The organism is Chryseobacterium subflavum (assembly GCF_055762745.1).
On sequence record NZ_JBVTMR010000002.1, the window covers coordinates 881,945 to 903,646 of the forward strand.

A 21,702-nucleotide genomic window follows, 5' to 3' on the forward strand; every position below is an offset into this window, starting at 1 on the left:
TCGATGTTGATTATTACTCAATTAAAAGTGATGTGATAGATATGTATAGGAATGCAATGTAGATAAATAAAAAAAGGACTTATCAGTCCTTTTTAATATATTGTATATTCAGTGGAGAACCGATTTATTCTCTGTCGAAACGGGCTAATTTTTTATCTACCCATATTGTGGCAAATGGGAAAAATGCCGAGAGTAGGGCAAAAACAAAATCTTCGTCATCCCATTTGAATATTTTTCTCACCGGAATACAAAGTAAAAGATATACAGTAAAAAAAAGACCATGAATGTTTCCGATGACAATAATAAAAATTGTGGGAAGCAATCCTTCGTCATCATATCTCTTCCAGATCATGGCAACCCCATAAAGTAAAAAACAGGAAACTGCTTCAGCTACACAGATTTGCTTGAACCATTTAATGATTTTTTCCTGGGGATATTTTGAGAAAAATTTTTCGATGAAATTCATTTCGATTACTTATAATAAATTTTAAAAGAATATTTAATACCATTATACAGAATGGCTCGTTTTGAGAGGACAAATTTACTAGATTTTATAAAACTCTTAATCTTTTTTTCAAAGTAAGGAATAAACTGCTTATTGTATCGATTTATTATATGATGATCAAAGCTTTCCACTTTTAAAGTATCGTCATTCTCATCTACATATAACATAACTTTAGTAAAAGATTGATTCTTTTGTGAAGAATCTATGTATCCTTTTGGATACATGAAATTTTTGAAAAAAAGGTATTGAGTAAAATATCAGCTAATTTAGGATCTCCTTTATAGATCCAATTTAAATTATCATTATATTCAAAAATTATAGAAGGATTTTTATTCACATGATCTAAAAGTGATTGTTTTACAATGTCCTCGATAAGATCTTTACCAAATTTTTTTTCTGTAAAGTAATTCATATATCGATGATAACATAAATTACTGGTGTAATGTGCTGGTATGTCGCTTCCCATAAAAGCTCCTCCCCAAATAATATTGTGCTTTTTTAAAGCTTGTTCGATCTCTTTCTTTGCTGGAAAATCATCTCCACCTGGTGCGATAAGGTATGTAAAATATTTATTTTCAATCTTTGAATCTTCAACTGCTTTAATTGAATCATTACTACATTGTTCATTATAATATTTTTGCCTTTCTTGAAATCTTTTTATGTATTCTATCTCTTTTTCCTTTCGTAAAGAATCTGCTATTTTAGTAGATGTATCTTGACCAAATAAAAAGGCTTGAGTGAGAAAAATGAAAAAAAAGATATAAAATTTCATATTTGTTACTTATAAAAACTACTACCATCCAAATATTCAAAAACCTCAGGAGGGAGCATAGGACGCACATTTTTACCTTCCTTGATCATATGGCGAATTTCGGTTGCAGAAATTTCAATGACAGGGGCTTTGATAAAAGAAATATTTTCGTGTTGTACATACTCAGAATCTTTTTTCTCGCCTTCAAAAATTCGTGGATAAACAATAATATGGTGATTCTTTAATAAAGTTTCGGAATTTTTCCATTTATGCAGGCCCTCCAAATTGTCCTCTCCCATAATCAAGCTGAATGAATGATTAGGGTATTTTTCATTGAGATACGTCAGAGTGTCAATAGTATAACTTGGCCTGGGTAAAGAAAACTCCACATTGGAAGCCCTCATGTTCGGGTAATTTTTAATAGCTGCCTGTACCATATCCAGTCGATTATGATCTTTAAGCAATGATTTTTTATCCTTAAAAGGGTTTTGAGGACTTACAACAAACCATAATTCTTCCATATTTGAATTTTCCAGAATATAATTCGCAAGAATAAGATGTCCAATATGTATAGGATTGAAAGATCCGAAGAATAAACCGATTTTTTTCATTTTCATTTGCAGGTGTATATGAGATGCAAAGTATAGCGTTAAAGTTGTATTTTATCCTTAGTCCCTAAACTTCACATCCTTTATATTCAGGTAGTGTGTTACATTTCCTTTCCAGTGATTTTCTTCCAGAGTAAATGCGAGATCGAAATGCTTATTTCTGAAGTCTTCAGAGAATTGCCCTAATTTAAAACCAACGCATTCTATATTTCTACCGGTGGATTCCTGCTTAATATAAAATTTCACGTGGTTATTATCTTTCCCCATTGTTTTTATATAACCGGATAATTTCTGGTTCCTTAAAGTGAGGATGGGTTTCATATTATGTGGACCAAAGGGTGCAAGTTTTCTATGGAAATTTATAAACTCGCGGTTGATATCATCAATTTCTATTTCAGAATCTATAATGATCGATGATTCTTTCTGGTGTTCCTGAATCTTTTCAGCGACCACCTTTTCGAATTTTTCCTTAAATGCCTCGAATTTAGATTTTTCCATTGAAAGTCCCGCTGCAGCATGATGTCCTCCAAATTTCAAAAAGTACTCTGAGCACATATCCAACGCCTCATGAACATCGAAATCAGAAACTGATCTTGCGGAAGCAACCATTTCTCCGTTGTTACCATCTGTAAAAACCAAAGTGGGTTTGTAATAAGTCTCAATGAGTCTGGATGCTACGATTCCGATAACACCTTTATTCCACTCAGGGTGGTAAACAATCGTTGTCAGATTGGTTTCCTGTTGCGATTCAATGATTTGATTAAGTGCCGAAAGCGTCGAGTTCATATCGAGTTCCCGTCTTTCATCATTAAGTCCCATAATGTCACTTACAATCTGATGCGCATGTTTCAGATTATCTGAAACCATAAGTTCTACAGCTGCTTTTCCATGAGAAATTCTACCGGCAGCATTGATCTTTGGAGCAATTTCAAAAACAATGTTTGAAATTTCAAAATGAGAAAGTTTATCTTCGGGAATTAAGAGTCTTAATCCTAAATTTCTTGTTTTTCGAAGGGTTTTTAAACCCATTTTGGCCAGAACCCTGTTTTCTCCGGTCATTGAGACAATATCTGCAGCAATAGAAATTGCAAGCAAATCGGTTAATTCAAACAGCTCCGAATCCGGTATTTTGTAGATTGTATTTAGACCCTGGCATAATTTAAAGCCAACTCCGCACCCTGAAAGCTCTTTGAAAGGATATCTGCAATCACTTCTTTTAGGATCTAATACGGCAACTGCATTAGGAATTTCTTCTCCTGGTAAGTGGTGGTCACAAATAATAAAATCAACGCCTAAATTCTGCGCATAATTAATCATATCAATTGCTTTGATCCCACAATCCAGAGCTATAATCAAAGAAAATCCATTCTCCTTTGCAAAATCTATCCCTTCTGTTGAAATACCGTATCCCTCAGAGTTTCTGTCCGGAATATAATAATCAAGATATTTTTTCTGAACTATTTTGCTGAGGTATAAATACATCAGCGCAACAGCAGTTGTTCCATCTACATCATAATCTCCATAAACCAATATTTTTTCACCATTCTCAATAGCTGTTGCAATACGCTCTACAGCCTTTTGCATATCAGCCATTAAAAACGGACTATGTATATCAGTGAGATTGGGCTTAAAAAATTCTCTTGCCTTTTGATAATTGTCAATTCCTCTAAGAACGAGAAGTTTAGATTCAAAAGTTCCGAAACCAAGTGACGAACTTAATCTGTCTACAACTTCCTCATCGGGTTCAGGTCTGTAAATCCATTTTTGACTCATTTCACAAAAATAGGGAAAATATATTTTAAAAAGGAATGATGAACTGTTAATATAATAATATAAAACAAAGATTTTAAGTGACGTTAAAGACCTTTCAATTCTGATTTGTTATTAATATTTATCGAGTCGCTTTTTAGATGTTCAATAGGTTATTTGGAAAAGTTTTAGAGAAAAGTTAACATTTTTTTTGATTTTGTAAATCCAAAGATAATTGATTGTCGTAAATGATATTAAATAACTAAACACTTTAAAAATTAATATTATGAAAAAGACGATTAATGTTTCTAGCCAGGGAGCCACACTGGATACCGGTAGAAGAAATTTCTTAAAACTCGGCGGCATTGGACTTGCCATGGCAGGTCTTGCATTAGTAGGCTGTGATGATAATGATGATTTTCAAATGACAGACGACCAGGTATTCGACCTTGGTAAAGGCGATGTCGGGGTATTGAATTATGCTTATGCTCTTGAGCAGCTCGAAGCAGATTTCTATACTAAAGTTGTTAACAGTTTTTATTCAGGTATTTCAACCATTGAAAAAGAATTATTTACTGACCTCTATCATCACGAATTAATCCATCGGGATTTCTTTAAAGCTGCAATATCAGGAGTTACTGCTAATGTACTGCCAAAGCTTGAATTTCAATATCCGGGTGTGAATTTTAATAACAGAAGTTCAGTATTAGCTACTGCTAAGGCTTTGGAAGATACAGGTGTTGCTGCGTATAATGCAGCAGGAAAGTATATTACGGATCCTAATTATTTAGTAATTGCAGGGAAAATAGTTTCTGTGGAAGCAAGACATGCTTCTGCGATCAGAAATCTTATCAATCCCGGATCTGCTGATTTTTCAGGGGATGATGTGATTGATGCCAATGGATTGGATGTGGCAAAAGAGCCAAAAGATGTTGTAATGGCTGCAGGAGGATTTATAAAGACACCTTTTACCTGGAAAGAAAGAGGCATTAACTAAATTATTTACTTTTAAAAACGTACTATTATGAACATTCTTAAATTACTAGATAGATTTTCTGATGATAAATTCTTTACAACAGAAGCATCAAGATTAGAGACCATTACAAATCTTTCAGCATTTGGAAAAAAAGCAGCTATTGCTTCTGTTCCTCTGGGCTTAGGAGTCGCAATGTCAACTCCGGCGAAAGCTGAAAACCGAAATACAACACCAGTTACAGGAAGCTTTTTAAAGAGTGCTTTAACCGATGCGTTACAACTTGCCCTGACGCTGGAATACTTAGAAAATGAATATTACAGTATTGGACTATCTACAGCAAGTTTAATTCCTAATGCTGACCGTACCGTTTTTATGCAAATTTCTAAACATGAGTCTGCACATGTTGGTTTCTTGAAAAGTACATTGACCTCTTTGGGAGTTACACCCGCATCGAAACCTACTTTTGACTTTACGGCGGGAGGTAATTTTACTCCGTTTACAGATTATAATCAGTTTCTTGTTCTGGCGCAAGCCTTTGAAGATACGGGCGTTAGAGCCTATAAGGGACAGGCAGGAAATGTAATGTCTAATAAAGTAGTATTACAAGCTGCTTTACAAATTCACTCTGTAGAAGCCAGACATGCTTCGCAAGTAAGAAGAATGAGAGGAAATAAAGGGTGGATTGAACTGGCCAACGGAGGAAACATGCCGTCTGCAACAAACCCTGTGTACGCGGGTGAGGATAATACAAATCAAGCCGGATACAATACTTCAACTGCATTTGGAGCTGCAGCAGGTTCTGCTGCTTACGATGAAATTTTAAGTGGTAGTGATGCAACAGCAATTGCATCTTTATTTATTGTGTAGGTGATTTCTTAATATTAGGTGTGGATCCTTTTCTGAAATTTTTCAGAAAAGGATTTTTTTGTTGAAAAAAATCATATATTCGCCGGCCAAAAGGAAAATAAAATTAATATGAAAAGAATTGTTTTAAGCGTATGCTTACTGGGAGCTGTTCACGCATTTCAGGGACAAAAAATTAGTTTAGGAAAAATTACAGAGGTTGCTTCTAAAGGAGCGAAGGCGCTCACTTTTACCAATGAAGATGCTGTAAAGTTATCTAAAGAATCTGTAGAATGGATGGATAAAAATAATCCTGTAGCCGGCCCTAAAGACCCATACACCATCAGACTGAATAAACTTTTCGGTAAACATAAATCACAAGATGGTCTTAATCTTAATTACAAAGTGTATAAAGTAAAAGACATTAATGCTTTTGCCTGTGCAGACGGAAGCGTTCGCGTGTTTTCCTCATTAATGGATATAATGACAGATGATGAACTGCTGGCGGTAATCGGACATGAAATCGGTCATGTTAAAAATCACGATACTAAAGACGCTATTAAATCGGCTTATTTAAAGGCTGCGGCATTAGATGCTGCATCTTCAGCATCCTCTGCGGTAGCTACATTAAATGACAGCCAGATAGGGAAGATGGCTAATGCATTTATGGATGCTTCACACAGTAAAAAACAGGAATCTGAAGCAGATGTATACTCATACGATTTTATGAAAACGAATAAGTATAATGTCGTAGCAGAATATACAGCATTTAAAAAGTTGGCTTTGCTTTCCGAAGGAAGTACACAATCCGGTTTTCAAAAAATGTTTAATTCCCATCCAGATAGTGAAAAGCGCGCTCAGAATATTAAGAAAAGAGCAGAAAAGGATGGTCTATGGAAAGATCCTGGAACTGTCACGTTACCAACAACTAAACTTACTAAATAGTAAATACCTGAAAATAAAAAATCCTCAATTTATTTGAGGACTTTTTATTTATTTTCAATTTGCCTTGATCAATTAAGAATACATTTTTTCTCTTAATTCTTTTACTTTTTTATCCGCAAGATAATCATCATAACTCATCTCTCTATCGATAATTCCGTTAGGAGTTAATTCAATGATTCTGTTACAGACTGTTTGAAGCATTTCGTGGTCATGAGACGCCAGTAAAAGATTTCCTTTGAAATTAGATAAAGAGTTGTTCAATGTTGTAATACTTTCCAGATCTAAGTGGTTGGTAGGTTCATCTAACAATAGAATATTGGCTTTCTGAAGCATCATTCTACTAAACATACATCTCATTTTCTCACCTCCTGAAAGCACTTTACAAGATTTCAAAGCTTCGTCACCGGAGAATAGCATTCTTCCAAGGAATCCTCTTACAAATTCCTCATGGCGTTCCTCATCATTTTTAGTGAACTGTCTTAACCAGTCAACTAAGTTGATGTCTTCCTGGAAAAAGTCAGTATTATCGAGAGGCATATAAGATTGAGAAGTAGTAATTCCCCAATTGAATGTTCCTTTGTCTGGTTGTGATTCCCCAGCCAATACCTGGAAAAACTCAGTTATAGCCAATGAATTTTTTGAAAGAACTGCAACTTTATCTCCTTTTTTAAGGTTTAAGTTAATATCAGAAAAAAGAAGTTCTCCATCTTTAGATTTTTCAAGACTTTTTACTTCAAGAATCTGATCTCCTGCTTCTCTTTCCATTTCAAAAATAATCGCAGGATATCTTCTGGAAGAAGGTTTGATATCATCAATATTCAGTTTGTCAATCATTTTCTTTCTTGCTGTAGCTTGTTTTGCTTTTGCTACGTTTGAACTGAATCTTGCGATGAAATCCTGAAGTTCCTTCTTCTTTTCCTCTGCTTTTTTATTTGCCTGAGCTCTCTGTCTTGTTGCCAACTGAGACGCCTGATACCAGAAAGAATAGTTACCGGTATAAAGATTAAGTTTTGCATAGTCTAAATCTCCGATGTGCGTACATACGGTGTCTAAGAAGTGACGGTCGTGAGAAACAACAATAACGGTGTTTTCATAATCAGCCAGGAAATTTTCAAGCCATGCGATAGTGTCGATGTCAAGGTCATTGGTAGGCTCATCGAGAATTAAAACATCAGGATTTCCAAATAATGCCTGAGCTAAAAGAACTTTTACTTTGTCTTTGTTTTCTAGTTCACTCATCATCTGCCAATGCATATCATCCTTGATTCCTACGTTAGAAAGCATTGTTTGCGCATCAGATTCTGAATTCCATCCTCCCATTTCATCATAGATAACACCAAGCTCTCCAGCTTTGATACCATCTTCATCAGAGAAATCTTCTTTTGCGTATAACGCATCCATTTCCGCTTTTATCTCGAATAACTTTTTGTTACCTCTTAATACTGTTTCAAGGACATTATATTGGTCGTATGCAAAGTGATCCTGCTCTAAAACAGACATTCTTTTTCCAGGCTCTAATGATACACTTCCTGTGGTTGGGTCTTGTTTTCCGGTTAGTATTTTAAGGAATGTTGATTTTCCTGCACCATTAGCTCCGATAATCCCATAACAATTTCCTTTAGTAAACATAATGTTTACCTCGTCAAAAAGAACTCTTTTCCCGAATTGTAAAGATAAGTTAGATACTGTTAACATATAGTTTTGTAAATTTGGCGCAAAAATACGAAAAGAATTTGGGTAATTTATAATAATGTAATAGTCAAGTTTTTAAATGAAAGGTATTTTTGTATATTTCATAAAGAAATTTTAATATAATGAAGATCGAGAAAACAGTTAACATATTAAACAGAAGAGCCCGTTTTGAATACGAAATCATTGAAGAAATTGAAGCTGGAATGGTTTTAACAGGCACAGAAATAAAATCTTTACGTTCTTCAAAAGCATCCATTGCAGAATCCTTCTGTCAGTTTATTGATGGGGAGTTGTACATCATTAACATGATGATTGATGAATACAAATTAGGCACTTTTTACAATCATAAAACAAAAAGGGAACGGAAATTGCTCTTGCACAAAAAAGAATTACAAAAATTCGAGAAAAAGTTAAAAGATGCAGGGAACACAATTATACCTTTGAAGTTATATATTACGGATAAGGGAAAAGCTAAGGTCTTAATAGCCCTTGCAAGAGGGAAAAAGCTTTTTGATAAAAGGGAAGCGATAAAAGATAGAGAAAATAAACGAACCCTGGATAGAATATTAAAGAAAAGTTAAAAATCATTCAAAAAACTTTGTATATAAAGAAAAATTATATTTATTTTGCAATATCAATTATTTAATCATTTAATTCTATGAAAAATCTAAAATTAGGAATTTCAGCATTGGCACTTACTGTTGCTTCTACTGTATTCGCACAGACTACCAACAATCCGTGGATGATCGGAGTTGGTGCTCATGCGGAAAATCATACAGCTCAGAGAAACAACTTCAGTAATACTTTTGCTGCAAGAAATTTAACAAAGACTTTGTTCAATATGAACAACTTCTCTATTACGCCTCCATTATCTAAACTTACTGTAGCAAGAAATATCGGTAAAGGTTTAGTAATCGACTGGCAGACTTCAGTAGGGAACGTTGACAATAAGAGATTCAACAGCGGGAAAGAATTTTTCCTAATGACTGGTCTTGGTTTCCAAGCTAAGGCAGCGGGTCTTTTATGGAACGAGGAGTCTTGGTTTGATCCATACTTAAGAGTAGGTGCGAACTATTTAAGACATGATTATACTGCATTAACTTTCCCAAGAACTGACGCTAACGGTTATGTTATCAGTAACGGGGATAACGGTAATGAAAATGGTAAAGCTAACTTCTTTACAGTTTCTACTGGTGCAGGTATCAACTTCTGGGTAACTAAAAACTTCGGTTTAGGTGTTCAAGGAGATTATGTTTCAACTCCAGGTGATAAATCTACAGTTGCAAACTTCTGGCAAGCTTCTGCATCTTTGAACTTTAGATTTGGTAACAGAGATAGAGATAAAGATGGTATCTTAGATAAAGACGATCTTTGTCCTGATACTCCAGGTTTACCAGAATTCCAAGGATGTCCTGATACTGACGGTGATGGAGTTCCAGATAAAGACGATCAATGTCCAGATGTAGCAGGACCAGTTGAAAACAACGGTTGTCCTTGGCCAGATACAGATGGTGACGGTGTTATCGACAAAGATGATGCTTGTCCTACAGTAGCAGGTCCAGCTGAAAACAACGGTTGTCCTTGGCCAGATACAGATGGTGACGGTATCCTTGATAAAGATGATGCTTGTCCTACAGTTCCTGGATTACCAGAATACAACGGATGTCCTAAGCCTAAAAAACAAACTGCAACTGAAGTAGAAAACGAATTCAGAAATGTTTATTTCGATTTCAACAAGTCTTCAATCAAAGCTGAGTCTAAGCCAGCGTTAGATAGAGCAGCTGATATCATTAAGAAAGATGGAGGTCACTATCTATTAGAAGGAAGAACAGATGCTAAAGGTTCTGAAGTTTACAACTTGAAATTATCTAGAGAAAGAGCTGCTTCTGTAGTTGCTGCTTTAGATGCAAGAGGAGTAGATGCTAACGCACTTAAATCTGTAGGTGTTGGTAAAGCTAAAGCTACAGTTCCTGCAACAGCTTCTGATGCTGAAAGACAAGCTGATAGAAAAGTAGTTGTAACTGCTATCGAAGATGATGCTCAATGGAATTCAATCGCTAAGAAAGATTACGCTGATGCACCTGCTAAGAAAGCAGTAGCTAAGAAAAAATCTACAGCTAAGAAAAAAGCTCCAGCTAAAAAAGCTGCTGCTAAAAAGAAAAAATAATTAATTTTTCTAAATAATTAATACCTCCAAATTTTTTGGAGGTATTTTTTTTTCGTTGACTTTTAAGTAATTTTGTTCAAAATTTAAAAATAAAAATGGGAAGAGCGTTTGAATATAGAAAAGCTTCGAAAATGGCGCGTTGGGATAAAATGGCCAAGACTTTCTCTAAAATTGGTAAAGATATAGCGTTAGCAGTAAAAGCAGGTGGAGCAGACCCGGAATCAAATCCGGCGTTAAGAAGATGCATCCAGAATGCCAAAGGTGCAAATATGCCGAAAGATAACGTAGAAAGAGCAATCAAAAAAGCAAGTGGAGCTGATGCTGAAAACTATGAAGAGGTAACATACGAAGGGTATGGACAAGGAGGAGTTGCTTTCTTTGTAGAATGTACTACAAATAATACGACAAGAACGGTAGCGAATGTAAGAGCTGTCTTTAATAAATTTGATGGTAACCTGGGGAAAAACGGGGAACTTGCCTTTATCTTCGATAGAAAAGGGATCTTTTACATCGATCCAAGCCAGGTAAAAATGGATTGGGATGAATTTGAAATGGAGATGATTGATGGTGGTGCAGAAGATATTGATAAAGATGATGAAGAAATAATGATTACTACTGCATTTGAAGATTTCGGTTCTTTATCTCATAAATTAGATGAACTAAAAATTGAAGTTAAAAGTGCAGAGCTTCAAAGAATTCCAAACAATACAAAAGAAGTTACTGAAGAGCAGTTTAAAGCCAATATGAAAATGCTTGATCGCTTTGAGGAAGATGATGATGTACAAAATGTTTATCATAACATGGAAATTACAGAGGAGCTCATGAACTCTTTGTAAAAAAATAATATAACATTCATATACAGTTAACTTTCAATTAGTTTCTTTGCATAAAACTATGAAAAGAAACGTTGAATTAGTTGTTATTTCGGATGTGCATTTGGGAACTTATGGATGTAAGGCTAAAGAATTGTTAAGATATCTGAATTCTATTCAACCGAAAATTCTGGTTTTGAATGGTGATATCATTGACATCTGGCAATTCAAAAAGTCTTACTTCCCTAAACCTCATTTGAAGGTAATTAAAAAGATTCTCTCATTTGCAACAAAAAATACCAAGGTATATTACATTACCGGAAATCATGACGAGATGTTCCGAAAGTTTACCGATTTCGAATTAGGTAAACTTAAAGTCTGCAACAAAATCTGTCTTGATATTGATAAAAAGAAAACATGGATCTTTCATGGTGATGTATTTGATGCATCTGTTCAACATTCTAAATGGATCGCAAAACTAGGCGGAAAAGGATATGATTTGCTAATCATGATCAATAACGTCGTTAATTGGATCCTGGAAAAAATGGGTAGGGAAAAATACTCATTCTCCAAAAAAATCAAAAATAACGTAAAAAAGGCGGTAAAGTATATTGGTGACTTTGAACTTACGGCTTCTGAACTTGCAATAGATAATCATTACGACTTTGTCATATGTGGTCACATCCATCAGCCTCAAATTCGTAAGGTTAACAATAAAAAAGGCGCTTGCACTTATCTTAATTCCGGAGACTGGATAGAGAACTTATCAGCTTTGGAGTATCATGATAAAGAATGGAAGATCTTTTACTATGATGAGCATAAACACTTGCTGCAGGACGATGAAACAGATGAAATTCAGGATCTTGATACCAACGAACTTCTTAAAATTGTAACTAACTTTTCTGAATGAAAATCTTATATGCGTTTCAAGGCACAGGTAACGGACATGTTGCAAGGGCTCAGGAGATCATTCCTATATTAAAAAAATATGCTTCGGTTGATACTTTAATCAGTGGTCATCAATCGCAATTAAAGGCTGATTTTGACATTAACTTTCAATATAAAGGGATTTCCTTACTCTATAACAAAACAGGTGGTTTATCCTATCGAAAAACATTTACTGAAAATAAATTTATTGAGGCGGCAAAAACAATCAATGATCTGGAACTAAAGCAGTACGATCTCATCATTAATGACTATGAACCGTTAACGGGGTGGGCAAGCAAGCTAAAGAATCTTCCGATGATTGAGCTTAGTCATCAGGCTTCGATGAGTTTTGCTGAAACTCCAAAACCTAAAAAAAGAGATTTCCTGGGTGAACTTATCTTGAAGTATTATGTACCCAGTGAAAGAAGGATTGGTTTTCATTTTGAAAATTATCATCCACAAATAAAGAAGCCGGTCATAAGACATAAAATACGAAATCTTAATCCTGATAAAAAAGGATACTACCTGGTTTATTTACCAAGCTTTTCTGATGAAAATATTATTAAAGTATTAAAACAAATTCCTGTGCAGTGGAAGGTTTTTTCCAAGTACAGCAAAGTGAGACTTAAAATAAAAAATGTTGAAATATTCCCCATCGATGAAAAGGAATACCTGACCTGTTTTGAAAATTGTGATGGTATTTTATGTAATGCAGGTTTTGAAGCTCCGGCTGAAGCTCTCTTTATGGATAAAAAGTTGTTTGTTATTCCAATTCATAATCAATATGAGCAGGAGTGCAATGCCTGTGCTCTGGATACGATGGGAATTCCCAATTCTAAAGTATTAAAGCTTGGGGAAATAATGGAATGGGTAGCTTCAGATCATCACATTAAAGTAGATTACCCTGATGATATTGAACAAATACTGTTAAACGAGGTTTTAATTCTTTAAAAAAATATCATCTACATCATTCATTCTCATCATTACTGATCTGGCATAAGAACAATGAGGATACACTTTCCAATTGTTTTCTCTTGCGAATCTGATGGCCTCTTCTACGAGATATTTTCCCATTCCTCTGCCTTCAAATTCAGGATGCACTAAAACGAAGGATATAATGAATTTGTTTTCTTCCGGGAAGATGGTATAGGTCAGTCTGCCAATTTCTGTAAGTTCATTGTTTAGTGTAAGTACTCCTCCGTTTCCGGATTTATTGTTTTCAAATTTCATAATTAAAAGCTTAGTATTGTATCACGTGCAAAAACTGCACCGACTTGGATTCGAGTGTAATCTATGGACAAAGATAATTCCAAACAGAAATTCTAATTATCTTTTCCTGTATAATAGTTATAATCTTTGATGATAATATTGATAAACTGTCTTTCCGTCATTTTTACGGGATCAACTTCCAGTTTCAAAATATTCTTGATCTTGTCGGAAAGCTTACTGATGATTTGCCGGTCATCTACTCTTAGGGCCTTTGTGTAATTATCTTTAATAATTCTCATATCATTATCACTTAATGCAATAACCTGAGGGAATGAAGGAACATAATCCTCCTGTATGTTTTCCAGGATAGTATGAGAAATATTAATGCTATTTTTTAATGAAATAACAGCTGTGCCTGATGCGATATCCCCGAGGCGCTGATTATTTTTAGAAACAATCATGGAAATTAATCCGATAACACCCGCAAAAGATGTGTCTATTATCCTGAATACCCAACGGATCAGATAATCTCCAAAACCAGCCTGGTATCCGTCGATTTTTACCACACGGATTTTCATTACTTTTTTTCCGGGAGTCTGCCCTTCCATTAAGCTTTCCAAAACCAAAGGATAGATGTAAATGGGAAATGTGATGGCAATATAAATAGCCATCTGAGACCATTGATCCAGGCCATTTAATAAATATCCCAAATCAAGAAAATTGAAAAATACATAGAAAGTAACGACTGCATAAGCGACTTTGATCAGGAGATCTATAATAAATGCAAGCATTCTTTCTCCAACACTGGCAATGTTGAAATTAATATTTACATTTTGTGAGGTATTAATCGCAATTTGAGACATAATTTTTATTATTTTAGCCTTTAGATTATGAGAGAAGTTTATTTCATAAAACAAAATAAAGAAAAATGGTTGGGAATTGAACAGGTTATTCAAGGGAAAATAAAAAAAAATCCGGATGACCTGTCATCGTTGTATATCAACCTCATTAATGATCTTTCTTTTGCTCAGACTTATTATCCTAAAAGTAATACTACGGTTTATTTAAATCATCTTTCTTCACAGATATTCCAAAAAATTTACAAAACAAAAAGGGTAGAGGAAAACAGAGTCCTTTATTTCTTCAAAACAGAGGTTCCTTTGTTAGTGTATCAATACAAAAGATATTTGCTCTACGCGTTTTTGTTTTTTGCATTGTTTACTTCAATAGGAGTCCTTTCAGCAATTTATGATAAGGATTTTGTAAATATAATTCTGGGTGAAAGTTATGTGAATGAAACAATAGAGAATATTAAGAAAGGAAATGCGGTTGGTGTCTATCAAAGTGGTTCTACATGGGGAAGTACCATTGGGATTATCTTTAATAACATTGGGGTAGGTGCTAAATTGTATATTTACGGAGTTTTTGGAGGAGTCGGTACACTGTATGCATTACTTTCAAATAGTGTGATGCTCGGATCCTTCCAGTACTTCTTTTATGACTATGGGGCACTTAAGGAGAGTGCAAGAGGAATATGGTTACACGGTGTTTTTGAAATTTTCGCAATGGTTGTTGAAGCTATGTGCGGATTAATTCTCGGGGCATCAATTTTATTTCCAAGAACCCTGTCGAGATTCAACTCATTTAAAAATGGATTTAAAGATTCCTTCAAAATATTTTTAAGTACAATTCCTTTTACCATTTGTGCGGGAATTATTGAAGGCTATGTTACAAGGCATGCTTTAAAAATGCCATTAGCTTTAAATTTAATTATTATCCTAGGTTCGCTAACGGTTATCGGATATTATTATTTTATTTATCCATCCGTTGTCAATAAAAAAATTAAAAACACAGATGATGCAGCTATATAAAAAAAGAGATTTCGGGACCTTTATCAGTGATAGTTTTAATTTTTTCAAATTATATGGAAAGAATTATTTCAAAAACTATATTTTGCTAAATGGTTTGTTGCTGATTTTAATGACTACCATTTTTGTTTTTGGATACAGGGAACTGTTTTCCCAGATATTCGGGTCAAATATGAATGGTAACAGTTACTATTTTCAGCAATATTTTGAAGATAATGCAGGGATGTTAATTGTTGTTTGCTTGCTTACGTTTCTGCTTTTTTTTATCCTGGTGATTGTCAATTATCTTTATCCTGTTTTTTATCTGAAAAGACTTTCAAAGGGCGAAGAAAAAATAAGGACAGATGATATTCTCAGCGATTTTAAAAATAACGCAGGAAGAATAGGTACACTTTGCCTGGGAATGGTATTTATTGTAACTCCCCTGGCTTTGATTATGATCGGCATCTCATACGCATTGATACTAATTATCATCGGATTATTTATTATGTTACTGGTGTATCCGACATTGTTTAATGTTGTTACATTTTTGATGTATGATTATTTTAATAGTGGCCGCGGTTTTTTTGAGAGTTTAAGTTATTCGATAAGATCACAATTTTCTTATACCAACGGAAGGGAAAAGTCTCCTTACTGGAAGTATTGGGGAGCTACAACGATCATTTTTCTTATCATGTATACCATAACCACCATTTTCACATTTATTCCCATGATATTTTTCTACAGTTCAATTCTTACTTCAGCTCCTGATGGAAATTTTGAACAAAACCCCTTTCAGGGAGCTATGGGAGTGCTGTTTTTTGTGATTTATGGGATTTCCATGCTGCTTTCATTTTTTCTTTCAAATATTATGTATATCAATTCTGGATTGATGTATTACGATAGCAGGACAGACCTGCATCAGAAGGTGGAACTTGCAGAAATAGAAACCATCGGTAATAATGAATAAAATTATTTTTTTCTTACTGATCTTTTTCTCAACAGGATTCGTGTATGCTCAGGATGACATTGAATTGCCACCGGAAGCATATGTTGAAGATTCTTTGAGTACAGGGCATTATAAAAATATGTACCGTGCAGATTCGGTATTGATGGAGCACCCTGTTTCTGAAAACACGATTTATCCTAAAAAATTCAGGGAAAATCTTAAGTCAAGATACAAAGGAAATGAATTTGATTACACAACAATAAAACCCAGGGAATCTTTCTGGCAAAAACTGCAACGGAAAATAGCAAGAATTCTTGAGGGCATTTTCGGTGAGGATACCTTTGGAACCTCTGCAAAGGTTACCACTATTGTGATGCGTTTATTTGCCATTGTACTTATAGGTTTTCTTCTATATTTTATTGTCAGGTATCTCATAAGTAAAGATGGCAATTTCTTCTTTGGGAAAAAGAATAAAAAAGTAAATATCAATGAAGAAGAATTGCATGAAAATATCCATGAAATCAATTTTCCTGAGAGCATTGCAAAATTTGAAGTAACAGGAGATTACCGTTCCGCAGTACGTTATCAGTTTTTGTACGTTCTTAAAAAGTTGAGCGATAAAAAGCTTATCATCTGGAATCCTGAAAAGACAAATAAAGATTATGCGGCAGAGCTTAAAGCAGAATACCTGAAAAAAGAATTTTCAAACCTTTCTTATATATTTGATTATGTATGGTATGGTGAATTTAGCATTACCGAACAGGATTATTTAAAATTTAAAAATCAATATCAGACATTTAAGCCATAATAAAATCTTTAAAAATGAATAAAACTTTCAAAATATATGCTGTAATTTTCATCATTATCATGGTGATTCTGGCATTGCTTGAAGTTAATAAAAAGGAAGTTACAGACTGGCGAAAGAACTTTGATCCAAATGAAAAATCACCTTTTGGGTTATTTGTATTTAACAAAGAGTCTAAAGATCTTTTTAAAAATCAGCTTAAGAAAATAGCTGAAACACCATATGAATATTATAATGAGAATAAAAAGCAGTCTCACAATATTTTAATAATAGAAAAAGAAATTGACAGGGAATCCTGGCGCAGTATCTTGAATGAAGTCTCCAAAGGATCGGATGCTATGTTGATTGCAGGCAGGATACCAAAAGAAATTTCTGATAGTATAGGCTTTTATGCTTCTCAAATCTCTTTTGAAGATCAGAATGTGTTAAAGCTTACAGATAAGAAATATCAGAATGATTTTATTAACTTAGATAAATTTCCGTCTGGAAGAGGATTTTCTTATGTTAAACCCAGTGTTGAAATACTAGGAAAGACTGTTGAAAAGAATAACACGGATCAGGCAAATTTTATAAAAGTAAAGTTGGGAAAGGGAAATATTTTCGTTCATAGTGAGCCACTTTTTCTCACCAACTATTATCTTCTGAAACCTGGAAATATAAAATATGCACAGGATGTTTTTTCGTATCTTAACGATAAAGAAACCGTTTGGTTTGTGGAAGCTGCAGATGCCAAGGCTTCTTCCCGCTTTTTTATGAGATTTATTCTGTCAAAACCAGCGCTGAAATATGCATGGTGGGTATTTTTAGGAGGGATGATCTTATTTATTTTTTTCAATGCAAAAAGGAAACAGAGAATTGTTCCTGTAATAGAACCTCTGAAAAATACTTCTGTGGAATTTGTGAAAAGTATCGGAAATCTTTATCTGCAGGAAGGTGATTTTCATGATATGATGGCTAAAAAAGCCCAATATTTCCTGAATAAAGTTAGAATGGATCTTCTTATCGATACCCAGAATCTCGATAATGAGTTTGCAAAGAAACTGCAATTGAAAACAGGGAAAAATATAGAGGTAATTACCGAAGCTATTGCTCTTATCCGGAAAGCTCAGGATCCTTATGCTAGTGTAATGAAAGAAGATCTCACCAGAATGAATAAGATCCTGGATGAAATAATACGATAATAATATAACGATGTAGTAACTGTGGTTACGGATACATTGACAAATGATAAATTAAAATTGTATGGAAAACCTTGAGAACGAAAATGTAGAAAATAAAAGTTCTATAAATCTTGATAAAGAAGAAAACGATTTTCAATCGAGAATCGATATGATTGAACTCCGTGTGAGTTTAGAAAAAGTAAAAGCCGAAATAAGTAAGGTGATTGTGGGGCAGGAGAGTATGATAGAACATCTTTTGGCAGCGCTCCTTTCAAATGGACATGTTCTCATTGAGGGAGTTCCAGGAGTTGCAAAAACCATTACGGCAAAGTTGCTGGCAAAAACTATTGATGTAAATTTCAGCAGAATACAATTTACCCCTGATCTCATGCCTTCGGATATTTTAGGGACTTCAGTATTCAGCGTGAAAAATTCGGAGTTTGAGTTTAAAAAAGGACCTATTTTCTCCAATTTTATTTTAATTGATGAGATCAACAGGTCTCCGGCAAAAACACAAGCTGCTTTGTTTGAAGTAATGGAAGAAAGGCAGATTACAATGGACGGTATCCGATATACGATGGAGGAGCCGTTTTTAGTCGTTGCTACACAAAATCCGATTGAGCACGAAGGAACATACAGGCTTCCGGAAGCACAGTTAGACCGGTTTTTGTTTAAAATAAATGTTGGGTATCCTAATCTTGAACAGGAAGTTCTGATTATTAAGAATCAACATGAAAGCAGGACCGAAGATAAAACAGAAGCAGTAGGACGTGTTATCACTGCGCAGCAATTAAAAAACTATCAGCAGTTGGTGAAAGAGATCATTGTAGAAGCACAGCTGATGGAGTATATTGCTAAAATCATTGTAAATACAAGAGAAAATCAGTTTTTATATTTAGGAGCCTCACCAAGGGCAAGTTTAGCCTTACTTACGGCATCTAAAGCCTTTGCGGCTTTAAGGGGGCGGGATTTTGTAACTCCGGAAGATATCAAAGAAGCCAGTTATGCAGTGTTGAGACACAGAGTAATTGTTTCGCCGGAAAGAGAAATGGAAGGATTAAGTGCTGACGAAATTATCAGACAGATTCTGGAGGGAATAGAAATTCCAAGATAAATAATAAGTGATATTATAAAATTTCAAAATGTTGAAGAGAGTAATAGATTCCTTGTAGTGGATTTATAAGGCTGCTATAAAATCTGTTATCCACAACCTGAAAAATGAGAAACTTATACATTAATAATCGCTTTTTCTTTACGCTCATTGGAGTGGGGATACTTTATGTTCTGGCTTTTTTCTTTCCAATTTTTATTTATGTAGCTCATATTGTGCTCTTGCTTTGCTTTTTGGCTGCAATGGTAGATTATCTTTTACTTTTTAATCAAAAAGAAGGTGTTTTAGCACAAAGGATCTTACCTGAAAAGTTATCAAATGGTGATGAGAATCCAATAAAAATTGATATTAAAAATAATTATGGTTTTAAGATCAATACTAAAATCATTGATGAAATTCCGTTTCAGTTTCAGAAAAGGGATTTTTTAATTCGAAAAGAAATTGATCCCGGCAGAAATGCATTCTTTCAATATATTCTTGAGCCTAAAGAAAGAGGTGAATATAATTTTGGTAGCTTAAATGTTTATACTTCTTCTCCGATAGGTTTTGTTTCGAAAAGATATAGATTCCAGAAAAATGCAAATTTAGCGGCATATCCTTCTTTTGTTCATTTACGGAAATATGAATTAATGGCTCTTCAAAGTGAATTCTTATTGGGGGGTATCAAAAAAATCAGAAAGCTCGGCCATACCATGGAGTTTGAGCAGATCAAGGATTATGTTCCCGGGGATGATATCAGGACAATCAATTGGAAGGCTACATCAAAGACCAATCGTTTGATGGTTAATCAGTTTCAGGATGAAAAATCTCAAAGGATTTTCATGCTGATTGATACTGGACGAACCATGAAAATGCCATTTAAAGAGTTAAGTCTTCTTGATTATTCTATCAATGCGACAATGGCCCTGTCTCATATTATATTAAAAAAAGGAGATCGGGCAGGGATGATGACATTCTCTAAAAAAACTGAAAACAAGATAGCTGCAGAAAACAAATCCGGTCAGCTAAAGAAAATTTCGGAATCACTTTATAATATAAAAACCAATTTTTTTGAAAGTGATTTTAATCGCCTTTATCAGGATGTAAAATATTCAATCAACCAAAGAAGCCTGATTTTACTTTTTACAAATTTTGAAACGCTGGATGGTTTGAACAGGCAGTTAAAGTACTTGCGTGGCATTGCAAAAAATCATTTGTTGGTCGTTGTATTTTTTAAGAATTCGGAACTCCAGACTTTAATTCATAAGAATCCGGAGAGTATGCAGGAGATTTATGATGAAGTTATTGCTGAAAAATTTGAATTTGAAAAGAAACTGATCATTCAGGAACTACGGAAATATGGGATTTATACAGTATATACACTTCCTGAAAATTTAAATATCGATGTTATCAATAAATATCTGGAGATAAAAGCCAGAGGAATTTTATAATTTTGCCTATGAGAATAATAACTGTTATCTGTCTTTTGGCATTTCTGATAAATTGCCAGGAGAAGCGAGAAAAACTTAAGAGAGAAGGTAAACCCGATATCATGTATTTTAAAAATGCTGATGAGGAAATGAATAGTGCTGTAAAAAACGCGAAAGAAACTTTACCCGAATTTCAAAACGCGATACAAAGTAAAAACCCTGATTATTCCAATTTTACATTAAAACAGCAGTTTGACACATCTGATGGAGGTGGAGAACATATCTGGATCGGAGATATTCAGTTTAAGGATGGGAAATACTATGGGATTGTTCAAAATGAGCCGTTTGATAAAAAAATATTGGTCAAGTTAGGAGATTCGGTTGAAGTTCCCATTGAAAGAATTAGTGATTGGAAATATAATGACAAGAATATTGTAAAAGGGGCTTACACAATAAAGGTTGTAAGAAAATATATGAGTCCTGAAGAAAAAAAAGAAATGGATGCAGAAGGATTAATTTACGAATAAAGAAAAATATTAATTAGAATGAAAATTACATTAAACAGAATAAACGACGACTTTTTATTTGAGTGTACTAATTCTCAAGGAAATTCAATCCTTTTGGATAATACATCACAACCCGGAGCTAAAGGAGTTTCTCCCATGGAAAGTGTTTTAATGGCAGTTGCAGGATGTAGTGGAATAGACGTCGTGTCCATATTAAAAAAACAAAGACAGGATATCACTGGTTTTAAAGCAGAAGTAGAAGGAGAGAGAGTACCTGTCGATGATGCTAAGCCTTTTAAATCAATTAAAGTTCAGTTTTTTTTGGAAGGTAACATCGACCCCACTAAGGCTTTGAAAGCAGCGCAGTTATCATTTGATAAATACTGTTCTGTTTCTAAAACTTTGGAGCCTAATGTAGAAATCGGTTATGATGTATTTGTAAATGGGGAAAAAATTTAAGGATGTTATAAACAAAATAAAAAAGCCGGATTGTTAAAATCCGGCTTTATGCTTATTATGTGTTGTTGAGGGTATTTTCTTTCTTTAAGATTTAAACATTGAGTTTCATTTTCTTAAAGGTTAACGATGTAAATATATGAAATATTTATCAATAATCTATTATAATTATTATTTTTGTTATTTATTTTAGCTTATGGCTAAAACTAAGGCATCAATGATGTTCAATACTAAAGGTTAATTAATTGATAAAAAAAATGTACCACTTAAGAAAG

Annotated in this window: 23 protein-coding genes; 16 read left to right on the forward strand and 7 right to left on the reverse strand. The window is 34.1% G+C overall.

Going from position 1 to position 21,702, the window contains the following annotated elements:
- Positions 1 to 124 precede the first annotated feature (124 nt).
- The 4 genes from AC0INN_RS13350 to recJ all read right to left on the reverse strand — a co-directional run bounded on the left by AC0INN_RS13350 (position 125) and on the right by recJ (position 3,637).
- Positions 125 to 466: a DUF3817 domain-containing protein gene (locus AC0INN_RS13350; RefSeq protein WP_273650559.1), complete on the reverse strand. Its 342-nt coding sequence runs from the start codon at positions 464 to 466 to the stop codon at positions 125 to 127.
- Positions 467 to 707: 241 nt separating this feature from the next.
- Positions 708 to 1,277: a hypothetical protein gene (locus AC0INN_RS13355; protein ID WP_306613539.1), complete on the reverse strand. Its 570-nt coding sequence runs from the start codon at positions 1,275 to 1,277 to the stop codon at positions 708 to 710.
- A 5-nt stretch (positions 1,278 to 1,282) separates the two neighbouring features.
- A complete protein-coding gene (gene nadD / locus AC0INN_RS13360; protein ID WP_306613567.1) occupies positions 1,283 to 1,867 on the reverse strand; it encodes a nicotinate (nicotinamide) nucleotide adenylyltransferase in 585 nt (194 codons plus the stop codon).
- A gap of 57 nt (positions 1,868 to 1,924) precedes the next feature.
- Complete coding sequence (gene recJ, locus AC0INN_RS13365) at positions 1,925 to 3,637, reverse strand: single-stranded-DNA-specific exonuclease RecJ (RefSeq protein ID WP_172284456.1); 1,713 nt, start codon at positions 3,635 to 3,637, stop codon at positions 1,925 to 1,927.
- 262 nt (positions 3,638 to 3,899) lie between these two features.
- Here recJ and AC0INN_RS13370 point away from each other — a divergent pair, with 262 nt between their 5' ends.
- From AC0INN_RS13370 to AC0INN_RS13380, 3 genes are all read left to right on the forward strand, one after another.
- Positions 3,900 to 4,610 (forward strand): ferritin-like domain-containing protein, encoded by a 711-nt coding sequence (locus tag AC0INN_RS13370; RefSeq protein WP_172284454.1) that lies wholly within the window; start codon positions 3,900 to 3,902, stop codon positions 4,608 to 4,610.
- A gap of 27 nt (positions 4,611 to 4,637) precedes the next feature.
- A complete protein-coding gene (locus AC0INN_RS13375; RefSeq protein ID WP_172284452.1) occupies positions 4,638 to 5,456 on the forward strand; it encodes a ferritin-like domain-containing protein in 819 nt (272 codons plus the stop codon).
- A gap of 108 nt (positions 5,457 to 5,564) precedes the next feature.
- Positions 5,565 to 6,377, forward strand: coding sequence for a M48 family metallopeptidase (locus tag AC0INN_RS13380; protein WP_306613543.1), 813 nt, complete (start codon positions 5,565 to 5,567; stop codon positions 6,375 to 6,377).
- A gap of 72 nt (positions 6,378 to 6,449) precedes the next feature.
- On the opposite strand, the gene AC0INN_RS13385 is transcribed toward AC0INN_RS13380, so the two are convergent.
- Positions 6,450 to 8,072 (reverse strand): ABC-F family ATP-binding cassette domain-containing protein, encoded by a 1,623-nt coding sequence (locus tag AC0INN_RS13385; protein ID WP_273650563.1) that lies wholly within the window; start codon positions 8,070 to 8,072, stop codon positions 6,450 to 6,452.
- A gap of 119 nt (positions 8,073 to 8,191) precedes the next feature.
- On the opposite strand from AC0INN_RS13385, the gene smpB reads away from it, so the two are divergent.
- The 5 genes from smpB (at position 8,192) to AC0INN_RS13410 (ending at position 12,926) form a co-directional block, all read left to right on the forward strand.
- Positions 8,192 to 8,650: an SsrA-binding protein SmpB gene (gene smpB, locus AC0INN_RS13390; protein ID WP_172284446.1), complete on the forward strand. Its 459-nt coding sequence runs from the start codon at positions 8,192 to 8,194 to the stop codon at positions 8,648 to 8,650.
- A gap of 77 nt (positions 8,651 to 8,727) precedes the next feature.
- Entirely contained in the window at positions 8,728 to 10,236 is a 1,509-nt protein-coding gene (locus tag AC0INN_RS13395) for an OmpA family protein (RefSeq protein WP_172284436.1), read from the forward strand.
- 95 nt (positions 10,237 to 10,331) lie between these two features.
- A complete protein-coding gene (locus tag AC0INN_RS13400) occupies positions 10,332 to 11,072 on the forward strand; it encodes a YebC/PmpR family DNA-binding transcriptional regulator (RefSeq protein ID WP_172284435.1) in 741 nt (246 codons plus the stop codon).
- Positions 11,073 to 11,130: 58 nt separating this feature from the next.
- Positions 11,131 to 11,958, forward strand: a complete 828-nt coding sequence (locus tag AC0INN_RS13405; RefSeq protein ID WP_273650564.1) for a UDP-2,3-diacylglucosamine diphosphatase — start codon at positions 11,131 to 11,133, stop codon at positions 11,956 to 11,958.
- On the forward strand, positions 11,955 to 12,926 hold the full coding sequence (locus tag AC0INN_RS13410; RefSeq protein WP_273650565.1) for a glycosyltransferase family protein: 972 nt from the start codon (positions 11,955 to 11,957) through the stop codon (positions 12,924 to 12,926). Before AC0INN_RS13405 ends, AC0INN_RS13410 begins: the two co-directional genes overlap by 4 nt.
- Here the strand turns inward: AC0INN_RS13410 and AC0INN_RS13415 are convergent.
- Positions 12,915 to 13,205, reverse strand: coding sequence for a GNAT family N-acetyltransferase (locus AC0INN_RS13415; protein ID WP_172284432.1), 291 nt, complete (start codon positions 13,203 to 13,205; stop codon positions 12,915 to 12,917). The genes AC0INN_RS13410 and AC0INN_RS13415 overlap by 12 nt on opposite strands.
- 92 nt (positions 13,206 to 13,297) lie before the next feature.
- Complete coding sequence (locus tag AC0INN_RS13420) at positions 13,298 to 14,047, reverse strand: RDD family protein (protein ID WP_172284431.1); 750 nt, start codon at positions 14,045 to 14,047, stop codon at positions 13,298 to 13,300.
- Positions 14,048 to 14,074: 27 nt separating this feature from the next.
- On the opposite strand from AC0INN_RS13420, the gene AC0INN_RS13425 reads away from it, so the two are divergent.
- From AC0INN_RS13425 to AC0INN_RS13460, 8 genes are all read left to right on the forward strand, one after another.
- Positions 14,075 to 15,055, forward strand: coding sequence for a stage II sporulation protein M (locus AC0INN_RS13425; protein WP_273650566.1), 981 nt, complete (start codon positions 14,075 to 14,077; stop codon positions 15,053 to 15,055).
- Positions 15,039 to 16,001, forward strand: a complete 963-nt coding sequence (locus AC0INN_RS13430) for a DUF4013 domain-containing protein (RefSeq protein WP_172284429.1) — start codon at positions 15,039 to 15,041, stop codon at positions 15,999 to 16,001. The genes AC0INN_RS13425 and AC0INN_RS13430 overlap by 17 nt, the downstream gene beginning before the upstream one ends.
- Positions 15,994 to 16,788 carry a DUF4129 domain-containing protein gene (locus tag AC0INN_RS13435; protein ID WP_273650567.1) on the forward strand — a complete coding sequence of 265 codons (795 nt, stop codon included), beginning with the start codon at positions 15,994 to 15,996 and terminating at the stop codon, positions 16,786 to 16,788. Before AC0INN_RS13430 ends, AC0INN_RS13435 begins: the two co-directional genes overlap by 8 nt.
- A gap of 14 nt (positions 16,789 to 16,802) precedes the next feature.
- A complete protein-coding gene (locus tag AC0INN_RS13440; protein WP_273650568.1) occupies positions 16,803 to 17,966 on the forward strand; it encodes a DUF4350 domain-containing protein in 1,164 nt (387 codons plus the stop codon).
- 61 nt (positions 17,967 to 18,027) lie between these two features.
- Positions 18,028 to 19,059 carry an AAA family ATPase gene (locus AC0INN_RS13445; protein WP_273650569.1) on the forward strand — a complete coding sequence of 344 codons (1,032 nt, stop codon included), beginning with the start codon at positions 18,028 to 18,030 and terminating at the stop codon, positions 19,057 to 19,059.
- Between the two features lie 104 nt (positions 19,060 to 19,163).
- Positions 19,164 to 20,486, forward strand: coding sequence for a DUF58 domain-containing protein (locus AC0INN_RS13450; RefSeq protein ID WP_273650570.1), 1,323 nt, complete (start codon positions 19,164 to 19,166; stop codon positions 20,484 to 20,486).
- Positions 20,487 to 20,494: 8 nt separating this feature from the next.
- Positions 20,495 to 20,992 (forward strand): YegJ family protein, encoded by a 498-nt coding sequence (locus tag AC0INN_RS13455; RefSeq protein ID WP_172284421.1) that lies wholly within the window; start codon positions 20,495 to 20,497, stop codon positions 20,990 to 20,992.
- A gap of 18 nt (positions 20,993 to 21,010) precedes the next feature.
- A complete protein-coding gene (locus tag AC0INN_RS13460) occupies positions 21,011 to 21,430 on the forward strand; it encodes an OsmC family protein (RefSeq protein ID WP_273650571.1) in 420 nt (139 codons plus the stop codon).
- Positions 21,431 to 21,702: the final 272 nt, after the last annotated feature.

Excerpts from the sequence above, each read along its gene's own strand:
- AC0INN_RS13350 (WP_273650559.1), bottom strand. The coding sequence starts at position 466 with ATGAATTTCATCGAAAAATTTTTCTCAAAATATCCCCAGGAAAAAATC.
- AC0INN_RS13355 (WP_306613539.1), bottom strand. The coding sequence starts at position 1,277 with ATGAAATTTTATATCTTTTTTTTCATTTTTCTCACTCAAGCCTTTTTA.
- nadD (WP_306613567.1), bottom strand. The coding sequence starts at position 1,867 with ATGAAAAAAATCGGTTTATTCTTCGGATCTTTCAATCCTATACATATT.
- recJ (WP_172284456.1), bottom strand. The coding sequence starts at position 3,637 with ATGAGTCAAAAATGGATTTACAGACCTGAACCCGATGAGGAAGTTGTA.
- AC0INN_RS13370 (WP_172284454.1), top strand. The coding sequence starts at position 3,900 with ATGAAAAAGACGATTAATGTTTCTAGCCAGGGAGCCACACTGGATACC.
- AC0INN_RS13375 (WP_172284452.1), top strand. The coding sequence starts at position 4,638 with ATGAACATTCTTAAATTACTAGATAGATTTTCTGATGATAAATTCTTT.
- AC0INN_RS13380 (WP_306613543.1), top strand. The coding sequence starts at position 5,565 with ATGAAAAGAATTGTTTTAAGCGTATGCTTACTGGGAGCTGTTCACGCA.
- AC0INN_RS13385 (WP_273650563.1), bottom strand. The coding sequence starts at position 8,072 with ATGTTAACAGTATCTAACTTATCTTTACAATTCGGGAAAAGAGTTCTT.
- smpB (WP_172284446.1), top strand. The coding sequence starts at position 8,192 with ATGAAGATCGAGAAAACAGTTAACATATTAAACAGAAGAGCCCGTTTT.
- AC0INN_RS13395 (WP_172284436.1), top strand. The coding sequence starts at position 8,728 with ATGAAAAATCTAAAATTAGGAATTTCAGCATTGGCACTTACTGTTGCT.
- AC0INN_RS13400 (WP_172284435.1), top strand. The coding sequence starts at position 10,332 with ATGGGAAGAGCGTTTGAATATAGAAAAGCTTCGAAAATGGCGCGTTGG.
- AC0INN_RS13405 (WP_273650564.1), top strand. The coding sequence starts at position 11,131 with ATGAAAAGAAACGTTGAATTAGTTGTTATTTCGGATGTGCATTTGGGA.
- AC0INN_RS13410 (WP_273650565.1), top strand. The coding sequence starts at position 11,955 with ATGAAAATCTTATATGCGTTTCAAGGCACAGGTAACGGACATGTTGCA.
- AC0INN_RS13415 (WP_172284432.1), bottom strand. The coding sequence starts at position 13,205 with ATGAAATTTGAAAACAATAAATCCGGAAACGGAGGAGTACTTACACTA.
- AC0INN_RS13420 (WP_172284431.1), bottom strand. The coding sequence starts at position 14,047 with ATGTCTCAAATTGCGATTAATACCTCACAAAATGTAAATATTAATTTC.
- AC0INN_RS13425 (WP_273650566.1), top strand. The coding sequence starts at position 14,075 with ATGAGAGAAGTTTATTTCATAAAACAAAATAAAGAAAAATGGTTGGGA.
- AC0INN_RS13430 (WP_172284429.1), top strand. The coding sequence starts at position 15,039 with ATGATGCAGCTATATAAAAAAAGAGATTTCGGGACCTTTATCAGTGAT.
- AC0INN_RS13435 (WP_273650567.1), top strand. The coding sequence starts at position 15,994 with ATGAATAAAATTATTTTTTTCTTACTGATCTTTTTCTCAACAGGATTC.
- AC0INN_RS13440 (WP_273650568.1), top strand. The coding sequence starts at position 16,803 with ATGAATAAAACTTTCAAAATATATGCTGTAATTTTCATCATTATCATG.
- AC0INN_RS13445 (WP_273650569.1), top strand. The coding sequence starts at position 18,028 with ATGGAAAACCTTGAGAACGAAAATGTAGAAAATAAAAGTTCTATAAAT.
- AC0INN_RS13450 (WP_273650570.1), top strand. The coding sequence starts at position 19,164 with ATGAGAAACTTATACATTAATAATCGCTTTTTCTTTACGCTCATTGGA.
- AC0INN_RS13455 (WP_172284421.1), top strand. The coding sequence starts at position 20,495 with ATGAGAATAATAACTGTTATCTGTCTTTTGGCATTTCTGATAAATTGC.
- AC0INN_RS13460 (WP_273650571.1), top strand. The coding sequence starts at position 21,011 with ATGAAAATTACATTAAACAGAATAAACGACGACTTTTTATTTGAGTGT.